This is a genomic window from Marinobacterium sediminicola, assembly GCF_022343685.1.
In the GTDB taxonomy this organism is placed as follows: domain Bacteria; phylum Pseudomonadota; class Gammaproteobacteria; order Pseudomonadales; family Balneatricaceae; genus Marinobacterium; species Marinobacterium sediminicola.
The window spans coordinates 2,150,330-2,165,240 of sequence record NZ_CP092123.1 but is presented as its reverse complement, the minus strand read 5'-3'; the positions used below and the strand labels follow the sequence as shown (position 1 = coordinate 2,165,240).

Here is a 14,911-nt window from a genome sequence, read left to right as displayed (position 1 = left end):
GAGTCTGGCTGAATGTTTGTACAGCGTCATAGCATAGGTACACGGCTGAATCTGATCATCGGTGTCATATTCGGTCTTTATCTGATCGTGGTATCGGCAGTGGGCTATGTCATGTACCGGCAATATGATGGCTTCAGCAATCTGGCCAGTACCCATTTCGGACGTGCGATGGCGGCGGCTGAACTGACACGGGATGCCGAAATCATCGCGGCTGAGGTTTTCGAGATCATGGTTGGCAGCCGTCGCTCTATCAGTGCCGGTAATCAGAGGACTGAAAACCTTGCGAGTCTTTACCAGACGGCTCGCGACCGGCTGGAACAGCTGGGGGCAACTGAGCAGCTCGATTCTCAAACGCGTGCTGAGCTGGAGCGTTGGCAGGAGCCATTTTTTGAGAGCCTCAGCCAGCTTGGTGACCAGCTGGACAGAGAGGAGTCATTGCGGGTGTTTCAGTTGCAGCGCTTTGATGAGCTGTTCCTTCTGCTGCAACAACTGCCGCTTGATAGTCTCAACAGCTTTTCGACGAATGAGCATCTTTTTGTCAGTCATGCTCTGGCCGCACTCACATCCGCCGCTGCTGGAATGAGTGCCGAGCGTCCAGGTCACATAGAGCAACTGGAGAAGAGCTGCAGGCAGTCTATCCAACGCATGCAAGCTTTACCGATGGACGACATTAAATGGAAAAGGCTGGCAGCCAAATTTGATCTTGTCCTGCCGGCAACGTTTGAAAGTCGGCAGCCTTTTTTGCAAAACGCCCGAGCGACCCTGGCAACCGCGCGCCATACTCGTGTATTGGCACAGAAACTGACCAGCGCAACTTACAACTATCACTTGCAACTGAAAGCTTCTGCACAAGAGGCTATTGCAGACTATCAGCGGTTGATTCGTCATTCGTTGCTGGGGTTGTTGTTGTCCTCCCTGGCTTTGATTGCCGTAACCATCGGTGCGATTCTGTATATTCGCCGCCACATTGTGAGCCGGATCAACCGTCTGAGCCACGCCATGCAAGATCATCTGAATGGCAACCCGGTGCCGATTCCTCAAAGTGGGCAGGATGAGATAAGTGTCATGGGAGCGACTTTCTCGGTGTTTGTGGATGCAAGACGAGAGGCAGAGCGTCAGCTGGAGACAGCCAATCAACACCTGCACCAGGTGAATCAGAACCTGAAGGAATTGAGCGTTACGGATGCACTCACAGGCGTTTATAACCGGCGCCAGTTTGATCAGAAATTGGAACAGGAGTGGCGACGTGCACGGCGGCAAGGTGAAAACCTGGCCCTGATCATGGCGGACGTGGATCTGTTCAAACGCTTCAACGATGCATTTGGGCACCAGCAAGGGGACAGCTGCCTGCGAAGGGTGGCTCAGGAGATGCTGTCCCAGCTTAACCGCAGCGGTGACATTATCGCCCGCTATGGGGGTGAGGAATTCATCATCCTGTTGCCGGGGCTGGACCTTCAGCAGGCCGCACAATTGGCTGAAAAGCTGCGTAGCGTCGTATATGCCCTGAATATTCCACATCATTCACCTTCCGGACGGGTGACGATCAGCCTGGGAGTTGCGGCAGAGGTCCCTTGTCAGGAGCGGCGAATGGAATCACTGGTTCATGATGCCGACCAGGCACTCTATTCAGCCAAGGATCAGGGACGTAATCGTGTCTGTCTGAGTGCCCCAGAAGTGTCCGAGTAAGCCAGGCGGTCAGTATGTTTGAAGCCCGGGGATTTGAATTTTTACGGCAGGCGATGGATGCCTATTCTCCCCTGTCGGATTCCACCTGGCAGGCATTGGTGAGTTTTTGTCGTTATCGACAGTTGGCACGCCATCAGATGTTGTGTCGGGCGGGGGAGATACCGCGCAGTTTTGCCTTTGTCTGCAAAGGGTTGTTCCGGGTATTTGCGCTGGATGACAAGGGGCATGAATACAACAAGAATTTCTTCACCGAAGGTCAGTTTCCGGGCTCGATGACGGCGCTTCTGCGTAATCTGCCATCACGGCACTCGCTGCAGGCGCTTGAAGATTCGGCCATTATCGAGATCGATTTTGGTCGTTTCCGCGAATTGCTGTACTGCTCTAAGGATCTAAAGCTCTTCCAGATTCATTATCTGGAAGCCAACTGGCTACTGGCCAAGGATGAGCGGGAGACCCAACTGGTTCAACAGGACGCCGCCGAACGCTATATGCGATTTCTGGTCGAGCGGCCGGACCTGGCTGAGCGTTTGCCGCAGTATCATATCGCATCCCACCTGGGGATTACGCCAACACAGTTGAGTCGTATCCGAAAAAAAGTCTGATTTCTCAACCTATGTAAATGAGCCTTGTGGCGCCGGTGCTTAATCTGGTTGCAGTTGGCAGCAGCATGCTGCCTGTGGCAGTCCGATTTCCAAGTACAGCACCGGAGCCGATGATGAAACTGCTTTCAGCCCTGAACAGACGCTATGCCGTCAAACGTTTTTCCGATACCTCCCTGGATGCCGAACGACTCGATACGCTGATGGAAGCGATTCGCCTGAGCCCGTCTGCGTTTGGCCTTCAGCCCTACAGGTTGCTCTTGATTAACAACCCGGTGGTGCGCGCTTCACTGGTTCATCATTCGATGGGGCAGGATAAGGTGCTTTACTCGTCACACCTGCTGGTGTTTGCGGCCTGTCGCTCGGTGGACTCAGTGATGGTGGATGAGCTGGTTGAGCTGTTGGCCACCCAGCGTGGAGAAAAGAAGGATGCCTTTGATAGTCTGTCACAGCATGTAAAAAGCTACCTGAACGACATGAATGCAGCGGAAAAGGCCGTCTGGGCAGAGCATCAGCTGTATATTGCGCTGGGCAACTGTCTGACCAGCGCAGCCCTGCTCGACATCGACTGCTGCCCGATGACGGGCATTGATCCCGAGGGCTATGATCGCGTCCTGCAGCTTCGGCCCGCAGGGTTGAGGACAGTAGCGGTGTGTGCATTGGGTCTGCGTCATCCTGAGGATACTGCTGCTACACAGTTGAAGGTTCGCCTGCCGAGCGGGGAGTTGATTCGGAGGTGGCCGTGACACATTTGTTGCCCTGGTTGGCGCTGTCTGCTGGTGCCGCCATTGCGGTTCAGGCCGGGATGAATGCCCGTCTGGGGGTGGTGCTTGGGAATACGATGCTGGGGACGAGTATCGCCTTTGCCGTTGCCTGCCTGGTATCGCTGCTGGTAGTGGTGCTGCAATTGGCTCGATTACCTGATTTTGACCGGGTTGGAGACGTGCCGAATTATCTTTGGTTGGGCGGGGTGATCAGCGCTTTTGGCGTCGGCATGTTCTATTTTCTGATTCCACGCATGGGGGTAGGGCCGATGATGGCGTTTGCCCTGACCGGACAGATCATTCTGGCCGTGATATGTAGCCATTTTGGCTGGTTTGACCAACCGGTACGGCCGATCAACACAATACGGCTGATCGGTTTACTGGTGCTGATTGCTGGCGTCAGTCTGATCTACTGGGAGTAAGGGACAATGAGCGTTTCAATCGACAAGGCCAATATCGACAACTTGACCAGCCTGTGGCGCCTGATGGGAGCGACCCAGATTACTGATGGCCTGCAGCAGTCAATCGGTTGGCCTCGCCGATGCTGGCTGGACTGGGACAACCGAAATGACTCGGTTCAATTTTCTCTCGTCGACAGAGTGCCTGAGGGCTACCTTTGCCCAATCTGGGCGGCCGGTGTGGAAACGGCCGAGCTGGAGGAGGGGCTGCTGGCGGCCGGGTTTGAAATGGGGTTGCAGCAGCGGGCTATGGTTTTGCCTTTGCTGGGGGCTGAAAGGATAGCGAATACCGGCAGGCTACAGCTGAGTACCCCTGGCAATGCAGATGAGGCAGCCGCCTGGTCTGAGCTCTGTGGTCGTGCCTTTGGCTATCAGATCGATGCTGAAATCATTGACCGGGTACGTCAGCAGCCAGACGTTGAGGTTTTATGGGGCGTCCGGGATGGGGTGCCTGTCGCGACCGCAATTGTCTATCACACAGGTTCGATCCTGGGCGTGCATCAGGTCGGAGTGTCACCTGAACAACAGGGGCGAGGGGTTGCTCGTGAACTGATGCAGATGCTTGTGGCCAGAGCGCAGGCTCGCAAAGCCCGGTATCTTTGCCTGCAGGCCTCGGCGGCGGGGGAACCCCTGTATCTCCGGATGGGGTTCCAGCCGCAGTTCACCATCCGCAGCTACCGTCGTGCCTGAGATGACTTGACAGCGGACTTGCCGCTGTCAGCTGATGGTTAGACTTTCATCAATACCGATTTGATTTCGGTATAGTGCTCGATACAGGCGGCTCCCATCTCGCGCCCCAATCCTGACTGCTTGAAGCCTCCAAACGGCAGGGAGGGGTCAAGCGCCGTATGACAGTTGACCCAGACGCTGCCGGACTTGATGCGAGGGACCATGCGGTGTACGGCCGAGAGGTTGTTGGACCAAATGCTGGCACCCAGCCCGTACTGGCTATCGTTCGCAATGCGTATGGCATCTTCGATGTCATCAAAGGGCATGGCTACCAGAACCGGGCCAAAAATTTCTTCCTGCACCAATGTTGACCGCTGATCCACATCGACAATGACGGTCGGTTGAACAAAAAAACCGGGTCCTTGAGTCCCACCGCCTGTCGTAATGCGTGCACCTTCCGCCAGACCTTTCTCGATAAAGCCATGAACTCGCTGCTGCTGAACGGCAGAGACCAGCGGACCCATCTCGGTGTCAGGGTCCAGACCATTGCCCAAACGAATATTGCTCGCTATATCGGTAATATCAGCCACCAGATTGTCGAACAATTTGCGCTGAACATAGAGTCGTGAGCCAGCACAGCAAACCTGACCCTGGTTGAAGAAGATGGCATTTGCCGCTCCGGCCGCCGCTTCCCGCGGGTCAGCATCGTCCAGCACGATGGTGGGTGACTTGCCGCCCAGTTCAAGGGTTACGCGTGTCATATGATCCATTGCTGCCTTGCCGATCATTTTGCCGACACCGGTGGAACCGGTGAACGTCAGCTTATCTACGTCGGGGTGAGCAGACAGGGCCGCGCCCGCATCATGACCAAGCCCGGGTACAACATTGAGTACGCCAGCCGGATACCCGGCCTCCAATGCCAGTTCACCCAGTCGAAGGGCTGTAAGCGGGGTATCTTCAGCCGGTTTCAGAACGACCGTACAGCCGGTGGCCAGCGCCGGTCCAAGCTTCCAGCAGGCCAGCAATAGTGGGAAGTTCCAGGCGACAATGGCCCCGACGACACCGACAGGCTCACGTGTGGTGTAACCATGAAACTGTGCACCCGGCATGAAGGGGACAGACGGCTTTACACTGCTGCCGTCGATTTTGGTAGCCCAGCCGGCCATATAACGCAGGAAGTTTACGGCAAGTTGAATATCCACGGCTTCAGCGATCGCGGCGCTTTTGCCATTATCGAGACATTCAATCTCCGCAAGAGACTGTGCATTGGCTTCAATCAGGTCAGCATATCGCCAGAGCAGGCGTTCACGCTCCACCGGAGTCATCCGGCTCCAGGCTGAGTCTTCGAAGGTCCGGCGGGCGGTCGCAACTGCCTTGTTGATGTCGGCCGCTGTGCCTCGAGCAACCTGAGTCAGTTTGTCGCCGGTTGCCGGGTTGATGACATCTATAGTGCCGCCATCACTGCCGCCAAGGCGCTGATCGCCAATCAACAGTGCGTGATTACGTTTGATAAACGCCTGAGTGTGAGGATGGAGGGAAAACTCAGTCATGGCATACCTCTTGTCTTTATCGTGATAGCTGTAGGCCATGGATCGCAATGGTTGTGCCAGTTTTGAATATCGATCTTAACCTTTTGAAAATAAATGTATTTCTTGTGGCGGGTTCGTGGTTGATGGCTACATATGGATGTCTCAGATTGAGACAGCTGTCTGCTTTTGATTCAACAACCGCTTACTGCGCAGGGAGCTGCAGGGCGCTGTGACGCAAGAGTGTTTCACGTTGATGTCGCAGATTGAAACGGATGTCTCGGAATAAGACAGAAACCGCACGGGGCAAATAGGGGTCGAAAGTCGTAAATAATCAAATAAGTTATTGTTTTGTAGCAATTAAAGCATTCTGGCACAGGCTGTGCTTCCTTCCCAGTGAGTCAACATGCCCCGGATCTCAACGGGTGTCTCGGCATTGAGAAACTCAGTTATGACCACTGAAGGAGGTCGGACCTTGAAAACAACAATACTAAAACCCTTTGGGGGAGGCTTGCTGGCGCTGGCCGTAGCGCTTGCAACCCAGAGTGCCCAGGCTGCTTCCGAAGCAGAGAAGATCATTCAGGACAACTGTCTGGCGTGTCATTCCGAGCAGGGAGAAAGTCAGTGGAGTCGCATCAGCCATCAGCGCAAAACCCCTGAAGGCTGGCTGATGACCATTGCGCGCATGCAGGTCATGCATGGGCTCAAGATCAGCGATGAAGACCGACGTACGCTGGTCAAGTATCTGGCAGACCGTCAGGGTCTGGCACCCTCGGAAACCGAAGGCGCGCGCTACGCTCTGGAACGTCGCCTTAATACTTCCGAATCCTTTGATTCCCAGAATTTCACTGAAATGTGTGCACGCTGTCACTCTGGTGCGCGGGTCATGCTGCAGCGACGCCCGGCATCCGAATGGGAGCACCTGGTTCACTTTCATCTGGGGCAGTGGCCGACAACCGAATTTCAGGCACTGGCTCGTGACCGTGACTGGCTGGATCTGGCCTTGAACAAAATGGTCCCTGAGCTGGCAGAAACCCTGCCGATGGACTCCGCGGCCTGGGAGCAATGGCAGCAGCAGGCTGAAGCGCCGGTGGCGGGTGAGTGGACCCTGGCGGGCCATATGCCTGGGAAGGGGGCTTTCAATGCCCGCATGAGTGTGACATCCGCACAAGGCGAGGATGAATATTCTCTGACGTTGACCGGACAGTATGCCGATGGCAGTGCGCTCAAGGGTAAAGGCCAGGCCGTGGTGTATACCGGCTATGAATGGCGCGCCAATGTCGAGATTGATGGTCAGGTAATGCGTCAGGTGTTTGCGCTCAAGGAAGGTCAGTTATCTGGCCGCATGTTCCTGCGTGACAAGGATGAAGTGGGTGCTGACGTAGTCGCGGCACGTGATGCTGCAGGAGTCAGCCACATTCTTGCGCTTCAGCCAGCGTATATCAAAGCCGGCAGTGAAGCCGACATCACCATCGTGGGTTCCGGTCTCAGTGGTCTGCCGGTGCTGGGTAAAGGTGTTGATGTCATTGAGGTCATCAGTGAAAGCTCCAGCCTGATCAAGGTGCGTGCCCGTGCAGCTGGCGATGCATCCGGTGTGATGACGCCAAGTGTGGGTAGTACCGAAGGTGGTCGTTTTGCCGTTTATGATCGCATTGCCAGCGTCAAAGTGGTGCCTGAGTTTGCCGTAGCGCGTGTGGGCGGAAACGGCGGCTCCACTCCGAAAGTGGAAGCCCGCTTCGAAGCAGAGGCCTGGGCGGCGGGTGCTGATGGCAAATCGGGTACAGCCGATGATTATCGTATCGGTATGGTACCGGCGACCTGGTCCGTGGCGCCGTTCGACGAAGTTGCAGAAGCCGACCGTGACGTGCATTTCTCAGGTCGAATGAACAGTGCAACCGGTGTGTTCACTCCGGCGGCAGCCGGTCCCAACCCTGAACGTCGCATGATGACCAACAATGCCGGTAACCTGAAAGTGCAGGCCACCGTGCAGGATGGTGCTGACACGCACAGTGCTGAAGGTCAGATGATTGTCACCGTACAGCGCTGGAACAATCCCCCGATCCCCTGATGAGAGGAGATGAAACAACTCAGGTGGGTGCCGTCAGGCACTTGATGTGAAATCTGAAAGGGGAGACCGGATATGGGTGCTGTACTCAATCTGGTGGAGCAAAACCTGCATGAGGTGCAGGTCGGGGAGACCCGGATGCTGTTCCATATTCCATCCAGCTCGTTGTTTGCGCTGGACAGCCTGACCTCGGGTATTCTGGACCGGCTTCGCAGCGGTTCCGAAACGGCCGAGTCGCTGGTTTCAGGCTTGAGCAGCCGCTTCTCGGCGCAGGAGATCACGGAAACGGTGCGTGAGCTGCTGGCGCTGGAACTGGTCAATGACGGTCGGCCGTTAACCGACGAGATCGGTGTGCGCCAGGTCGATCAGTTTCCGCTGACAACGGTGGTGCTGAACGTTAACACAGGCTGCAATCTCAGTTGCACCTACTGCTACAAGGAAGATCTCGATATTCCATCTGCGGGACGCAAGATGGAACTGCATACGGCCATCGACTCGGTGGAAATGCTGTTGCGTGAATCGCCAAATGAGGATCGCTATACGGTGGTGTTCTTTGGAGGCGAGCCGCTCAGCAATCGCTCGCTGATCGAAGCGATGGTGGAGTATTGCGAACGCCGCTTCGCCGAGCTCGGCAAGCAGGTGGAGTTCGTCATGACCACCAATGCCACGTTGCTCACCGATGAGATCATCGATTGGCTTAATGCACATAGGTTCGGTTTGTCGGTCAGTATGGATGGGCCCAAAGCGATCCATGACAAAAACCGGATCACGGTGGGTGGTCAGGGCACCTACGACGTCGTGCGCCGCAAGGCCCTGCGACTTCTGGAGCGCTATTACTCTCGTCCCGTCGGGGCTCGGGTTACGTTGACCCGCGGTACCACTGAAGTGGAGCGGATCTGGGACCACCTGTTCAATGAGATGGGGTTCTCCGAGGTCGGTTTTGCGCCAGTGACCTCCGGTGATATCAGCAGCTACAACCTCACTTCCGAGGAGCTGATCGAGGTGTTTGCCGGCATGAAGCGACTGGGACAGCGTTACCTGGAAGCCGCGCTGGAGCATCGCAATATTGGCTTCTCCAACATGCACCAGCTGATCACCGACCTGCATGAAGGGCATAAAAAAGCACTGCCATGCGGGGCCGGTCTCAAGATGCTGGCCGTGGATCACGAGGGCGGCCTCAATCTCTGTCACCGCTTTACCGGTTCCGACATGCCAACCTTCGGCAATGTGAAGAGTGGCGTACAGCAGGTGGAACTGGGCGATTTCCTGTCCAAACGGCTGGACCGTACCGACACCGGTTGTGCCAGCTGCCGGATTCGTAATCTCTGTTCAGGCGGCTGTTATCACGAGAGCTATGCCCGCTACGGAGACCCGACCCATCCGACCTACCACTACTGCGACCTGATGCGGGACTGGGTGGATTTCGGCATCGAAGTCTACAGCCGCATCATGGCGGCTAATCCCGCCTTCATTGACCAGTTCATCTCGCCTCGGAGGGCGCACTGATATGAAACATCTCAAAGCGATCAACAACAAGGCTCAGCTCTTGAGCCAGGCCGTGGCCGATGACAGCGTGGAAGAGGTCGTGGCCATGAGTTCTCTCGCGGGGTGCACCGCGACCACCGACCCGGGCTGGGAAATCGATGCTTTTGGTGGCGTGACCTCCCTGTGCCAGCCAATGGAAGCCGATCTCTATGGCTGCGCTGACCCTTGCTGGTGGCCAGCACAGGTGCCGGACATGATGAACACCTATCCGGACTGGAACAAGGACGCGATGAACTCGAAAGAGGACTGGCGCAACCTGGGGACCGTGTTCCCGAAAGACAAGAACTAAGCCGAAGGTGACCTGATAATGGATAAGAAACGACTCTCATCACTGATGCCCGCGGCCGCTCTGGTTCTGGGGACGGCACTGTCCGGCAGTGTGCTGGCCAAGGGGCCGGCGCTGGAAGAAGGCCATGAATACATGGTGGTGGCCAACTACCCCAACAACATGCACGTCATTGACCTGCAGAGCGACTCACTCTACAAGAGCTGCGAGCTGCCGGATGCCTTCGGTCCCGGTGTGACCCAGATGGCGCCGGATGGCAAAACCGCCTACATCCTCAATAACCACTACGAGGACATTTACGGCGTCAACCTGGACAACTGTGAAGTGACATTCCACGCAGCCATGTCCTTGCAGCAGAATGAGCGCACCAAGGCGATCTTCTCCTTTGCCATCAGTGCCGATGGCAAGGAACTCTATGCGGTGCAGAATCCGACCATGCTCAACCGGGACCACTACCGGGTCCAGCCGTCCCGACTGGCAGTCTATGACACCAGTGCGGGGTTGAACGCCAAGCCGGTTCGTACCTTCCCGTCACCGCGGCAGGTGACTGTCATGCAGACCGGTGAGGACGGCACGCTTTATATGGCCGGTGCCGAGATCTATAAGGTAGACGTCAAGACTGGCGATGTTGACGTGGCGATCCCGAGCCGCAGCTGGCAGCGCCCCTTGTACGCACCGCCGGATGTCCTGAACGCCTGGCCGATCCAGTCTCCCTCGAAGGATTTCACCATCCTGTACACAACAGCGAAGTTCCAGGATGAAACCTACAATCTGGATACCGCTGACTGGATCTACGGCTTCATGAACGTGAACCTTGAAACCGGTGAGACACAAACCACGGACTTCGGACCGATTACGGAGATCTATTTCTCCGGCATTCTCTCGCCCAAGGATCCCAACATCGTCTATGGCGTGCTCAACCGTCTTGCCAAATATGACATCGAGAAGAAGGAACTGGTGGCAGCTGCCGAGCTGGATCATTCCTACTATTGCATCGCCAGCAACCATGAAGGCAGCAAGATCTATCTGGCCGGTACCTTCAACGATGTGGCTGTCTACGATGCCGATACATTGGAAAAACTGGGCAATATTCCGCTGCCCGGCGGTGATATGGCGATCTCGACATCTCAGGTATTCATACGTTAATGGGTCCCCACAAACCTTTCATCATCCCCTGTCTGCACTCATAGCCTGACCGGGTTTGCCCGGACGATAAGTCCGGGCCCTTTTGACAGGGCCTAAGGAGAAACTTGATGCAAAAAATGATTCTGGCTGCCACCGTTGCAGCTCTAATGTCGGCGCAGGCATCGGCTTACAACCTTTACAGCGAACAGGGCACCGAGCTTAACCTCGATATCGAGGCGATACTGGGTGTCTTCACCAGTGAAGAAAACTATGGCCTGGGTGCCAAGACAGAAGCAGGCGGCTCCGATTGGCAGGAAGGCTATATCAAATATGGCCTGTCCGGCTCCCATACCTATGATTCGGGTGCCAGTGTCTATGCCGGCCTGAACCTGATCAGCTCGGCCACCTGGGGGGACGGTGATGCCGGCGGCTTTACGTCCGGTAACGAAAGTGACACCGACCTTGAAGATGCCTATCTGGGCTGGCGCTCAGGCAATCTGATACCGGCTCTGGGCGAGAATGGCCTGGACCTGTCATTTGGCCGTCAAAACTTCTCGATTGGTGACGGCTTCCTGATCAACGGTGATTCGTTGAACCTGGGTGATGCACTTAATGGTGGCGGCTACGACTTTGACCGGGGTGGTGCCTACTGGCTGGCCGCACGCAAGGCGTTCGATCGCACTGCGATCGCCCGTATCGGGGGTTCTGAAGGGCTGCGAGCCGACCTGTTCTGGATCGAATCCGATAACCCCGCTCAGGCGATGACCGAGCTGGCCGGTATCAATGCCGAGTATGTGATCCCTGAAGGCACCTTCGGACTTGCTTACATCAAAGGTCTGGATGTCGACGAAAAATATGCGGACCCAGACGTTATGGGGTTAACTCACCGTGACGGCCAGAAAACCCTGAGTCTGAGATATCAGGGTAATGCCGGGGTCGAGAATCTGTTCCTGTCCGGTGAGTTCGTGACTCAGGATCAGGGTGACAACAGCCGTGAAGATGGTGATGCCTGGTACGTCGAAGCGGGCTGGACCTTCGCCGATCTGCCCTGGTCACCCAGTGTGAACTATCGTTATGCCACTTTCGATGAGGGCTTCGATCCGCTGTTCTTCGGCTTCAGCCGTGGTTATGGCACCTGGTTCCAGGGCGAGGTGGCGGCCAACTACGCGGGTCCGTTCAACTCCGATGCTGACGTGCACCACATCGGCATTAAGGCCTCGCCAACCGAAATGCTGAGCCTGGGTGCCCTGTTCTTTGATTTCAGTGACACCGGTGCCGGCATTGGCGCACTGGACGGTCAGGAGATCGACCTTTATGCCGAGTGGGTGGTTACGCCGAACCTGATCATCAGCCCGCTGATCGGCTTTTACACGCCGGATAACAGCCTTGCTGACGAGGGCTCCCAGATCGGCAATAACGATACCAATGTTTACGGTCAGGTGATCGCAATTGTGCCTTTCTGAAACTGAAGGCTAGACCCTCTCCCTTTCACATTCGGGGCAGCCTTCGCTGCCCCTTTTTTCAGTTCCTGTTGGGCACCAGAATAATGGGCCGCATCATGAAGGGGCTGTGCAGGAAAGGATCACAATCGCAGCGTTCGGGCGGATCCTTGATTTCAGGCCACAGGTGAATTGTGCCGGTTTCCAGAACCGGAAAGGCATAAGGCTGTTCGCCAACCTTGTCTTGCTCGATGGCCGTAAATCTGCCCAGCGCTGTGACCAGTCGGCCGGGGGCATAGATCGCCGGGTCGATGAAGCCCGGTATCCTGATGCGAAAACGTCCTGTACTTATATCACTCTTCAGGGGACGACCACTGGTATTCAATGCAAACTGCACCACCTCCACCACGCTGCCGTCCGGCTGGTTGCGCACAGACGCAATTTCGCCACCCCAGCGCGCTTCAGCCGGAGGAGACATATGCAAGGCTTCGCTGAAGGGCAACAGAGCCTGCTCGTTGATCGGGCGCAGCTCATCCGGCAAGGACGCACAGCCTCCCAGCATCAAGAGCAAGATCAAAACACCGCATCGATTCCACATGAATCCTCCGTTTGATCAGTGAACTCTTTTCTCATCTTTTTGTGACAGCGACATACGCATTCGAGTTCGTTTAATCCTTGGTCCGGATATTGCTAAAGAATATTGCTAAGAGTGTAGGCAGACGCCGGGATATTTGCACCCGGGTAGTGTTTGACGTATACAGGAGTGAGCTTAATGTCCTTGCACTATCGGGAAAATAAAAATAAAGAGGCCGACATTATGGCACCCCGTTTACGTCAGGATCTCATCAGTGATCCTGTTCAGGCGGCACGCATTGCGCGTGAGCGTCTTCAAGCTGAAGGTGAGTTGCCCAGCGGTTACCTGCGCGATGAGATCGAGGCTTCCTGGCGCCGAAGCCTGGAGGCAGGGCTGGATTGTTCCGGCGACCACGGTGACATCATCGACGAAGTTCCGGATCTGAAGGCATTTAAAGAGCAGCATGAATTGCTGGTTCAGGTTGCGATGCCCGAAATCGAGCAGCTGACGCACCAGTTTGGTGACCAGGGACTTATCATGCTGGCCAACGCCGATGCGCGCATCCTGGCTTTGGAGGGAAGCGATCATCTGATAACCCCTTCACGGCAGCTTGCGTTGCGACAGGGAGTGTCCTGGAGCGAAGCGAATCGCGGCACCAACGCTGTAGGGACCGCCGTCATCGAGCACCGTCCGGTGCTGATCAATGAAGAGGAACACTTCCTCGATAAAGTTGCCCATTTCTCCTGTACGGCTTCTCCGCTGTTTGATGCCGATGGTCACCTGATGGGTGTGCTGGACCTGACTCGCGTAGGCCACAACAGTCAGCCGCAGGATACGCTGGGGGTTATCCAGTTGGCGGCACGCAACATAGAAGGACGACTCTTTACCAGCCAATACCAGAACCGGATCGTGCTGGCCTTCCATACTCGCCAGCAATATCTGCGCTCGGCCTGGCAGGGTTTGGTCGCACTGGATGAAGAGGGGCGTCTGCTGGCGATCAATGAGCAGGGGTGCCAACTGCTGGGTCGTGGACGCGAGCTGATAGTAGGCAAGACCATTGATGAGCTTGTCGGTCAAAGCGTAGGACTTCTGCTCAGTACCTGCATGCGTCAGCGTATTGCCTCGGTACAGACGCGAAGCGGTGAGCTTTACTGCGAACTGTTACAGTTTCCCAACCGACTGCTGCCGGTTGCTCCGGTTGTACGGCCTCCCTCTGTCTCTTCACCGTTACCGAATTCTGATCCCCTGGAACGTTTCGCAACGGGAGAACCCCGTTTGCAGCGCGCCATGCGTATGGCCGCAAAAGCGATGAAACAGGATATCCCGGTGCTCCTCAGTGGCGAGACCGGTAGTGGTAAGGAAGTCGCGGCCAAAGCGCTCCATGATGCCGGTGAACGTAAGGAAAAATCATTCGTCGCCGTTAACTGTGCCGCCATTCCTGAAGGCCTTATCGAATCCGAGCTGTTCGGGTATCGGGAAGGTGCCTTTACCGGTTCCCGCAAGGGTGGCATGGTCGGGCGTTTTCAGCAGGCGAATGGCGGAACCCTGTTTCTGGACGAGATCGGCGATATGCCGTTGTCTCTTCAGGCGCGGCTGCTGAGGGTTCTGCAGGAACGCAAGGTGGCGCCTCTCGGTGGCGGAGAGGAAGTGACGCTGGATATCGCGCTGATCGGGGCAACGCATCGGGATCTCAAGCAGATGGTGGCGGAAGGTCGTTTTCGAGAGGACCTCTATTATCGGCTTAACGGTGTGTGTGTACGTCTGCCTGCAGTGCGTGAGCGTCAGGATTTTGCCGGTTTGTGCGAACGGCTGCTCAAGCATCTGGGACGTGCCGATGTTGCCATAGAACCGGACCTGCAAATAAGGCTGGCCGACTACAGCTGGCCAGGCAACTTCCGCCAGTTGGAAACGGTGCTGAAAGTGGCACTGGCATTCATGGAAACGGATGAGTCCGTCTTGACTGAAGAGCACCTGAGTGATGATTTCCTTGACGAGCTGGACAGCCTTCCTGCTGGAAAAGGCACGTTGCAGGAAACTCAGGAAGCCCTCATCCGTGAGACTCTGAGTCAGCACGACGGCAAGGTGGCGGCAGCAGCCAAGGCTTTGGGCATCAGCCGTGCGACACTCTATCGCAGAATGAAAGTTCTCGGCATTGAATGACAAACCACCTGGTCC

At 56.1% G+C, this 14,911-nt stretch carries 13 protein-coding genes; 11 read left to right on the top strand and 2 right to left on the bottom strand.

The genetic code is table 11. From position 1 onward, the window contains the following. The first annotated feature begins 12 nt into the window (after positions 1-12). From LN244_RS10035 to LN244_RS10015, 5 genes are all read left to right on the top strand, one after another. Positions 13-1,686, top strand: a complete 1,674-nt coding sequence (locus LN244_RS10035; protein WP_239039653.1) for a GGDEF domain-containing protein — start codon at positions 13-15, stop codon at positions 1,684-1,686. 14 nt (positions 1,687-1,700) lie between these two features. After that, a complete protein-coding gene (locus tag LN244_RS10030) occupies positions 1,701-2,288 on the top strand; it encodes a Crp/Fnr family transcriptional regulator (RefSeq protein ID WP_239039652.1) in 588 nt (195 codons plus the stop codon). A gap of 113 nt (positions 2,289-2,401) precedes the next feature. Next, complete coding sequence (locus LN244_RS10025) at positions 2,402-3,031, top strand: nitroreductase family protein (RefSeq protein ID WP_239039651.1); 630 nt, start codon at positions 2,402-2,404, stop codon at positions 3,029-3,031. Continuing rightward, positions 3,028-3,471, top strand: a complete 444-nt coding sequence (locus LN244_RS10020) for a DMT family transporter (protein ID WP_239039650.1) — start codon at positions 3,028-3,030, stop codon at positions 3,469-3,471. The genes LN244_RS10025 and LN244_RS10020 overlap by 4 nt, the downstream gene beginning before the upstream one ends. Before the next feature lie 6 nt (positions 3,472-3,477). Further along, positions 3,478-4,197, top strand: coding sequence for a GNAT family N-acetyltransferase (locus tag LN244_RS10015; protein WP_239039649.1), 720 nt, complete (start codon positions 3,478-3,480; stop codon positions 4,195-4,197). A 38-nt stretch (positions 4,198-4,235) separates the two neighbouring features. On the opposite strand, the gene LN244_RS10010 is transcribed toward LN244_RS10015, so the two are convergent. After that, positions 4,236-5,726 (bottom strand): aldehyde dehydrogenase family protein, encoded by a 1,491-nt coding sequence (locus LN244_RS10010; RefSeq protein ID WP_239039648.1) that lies wholly within the window; start codon positions 5,724-5,726, stop codon positions 4,236-4,238. A gap of 451 nt (positions 5,727-6,177) precedes the next feature. Here LN244_RS10010 and peaA point away from each other — a divergent pair, with 451 nt between their 5' ends. From peaA to LN244_RS09985, 5 genes are all read left to right on the top strand, one after another. After that, positions 6,178-7,770, top strand: coding sequence for a quinohemoprotein amine dehydrogenase subunit alpha (peaA, locus tag LN244_RS10005; protein ID WP_239039647.1), 1,593 nt, complete (start codon positions 6,178-6,180; stop codon positions 7,768-7,770). A gap of 72 nt (positions 7,771-7,842) precedes the next feature. Further along, a complete protein-coding gene (gene peaB, locus LN244_RS10000) occupies positions 7,843-9,273 on the top strand; it encodes a quinohemoprotein amine dehydrogenase maturation protein (RefSeq protein ID WP_239039646.1) in 1,431 nt (476 codons plus the stop codon). Between the two features lies 1 nt (position 9,274). Next, entirely contained in the window at positions 9,275-9,601 is a 327-nt protein-coding gene (gene qhpC, locus LN244_RS09995; RefSeq protein WP_076461943.1) for a quinohemoprotein amine dehydrogenase subunit gamma, read from the top strand. Between the two features lie 18 nt (positions 9,602-9,619). Next, the gene (gene peaD / locus LN244_RS09990) at positions 9,620-10,744 is read left to right on the top strand and encodes a quinohemoprotein amine dehydrogenase subunit beta (protein ID WP_239039645.1); all 1,125 of its coding nucleotides are present in this window, start codon (positions 9,620-9,622) and stop codon (positions 10,742-10,744) included. A gap of 107 nt (positions 10,745-10,851) precedes the next feature. After that, the gene (locus tag LN244_RS09985) at positions 10,852-12,186 is read left to right on the top strand and encodes an alginate export family protein (RefSeq protein WP_239039644.1); all 1,335 of its coding nucleotides are present in this window, start codon (positions 10,852-10,854) and stop codon (positions 12,184-12,186) included. Between the two features lie 58 nt (positions 12,187-12,244). On the opposite strand, the gene LN244_RS09980 is transcribed toward LN244_RS09985, so the two are convergent. After that, the gene (locus tag LN244_RS09980; protein ID WP_239039643.1) at positions 12,245-12,760 is read right to left on the bottom strand and encodes a Slp family lipoprotein; all 516 of its coding nucleotides are present in this window, start codon (positions 12,758-12,760) and stop codon (positions 12,245-12,247) included. 219 nt (positions 12,761-12,979) lie between these two features. Between LN244_RS09980 and LN244_RS09975 the strand changes: the two genes are divergently transcribed. After that, positions 12,980-14,896 (top strand): sigma-54-dependent Fis family transcriptional regulator, encoded by a 1,917-nt coding sequence (locus tag LN244_RS09975; protein ID WP_239039642.1) that lies wholly within the window; start codon positions 12,980-12,982, stop codon positions 14,894-14,896. Positions 14,897-14,911 lie beyond the last annotated feature (15 nt).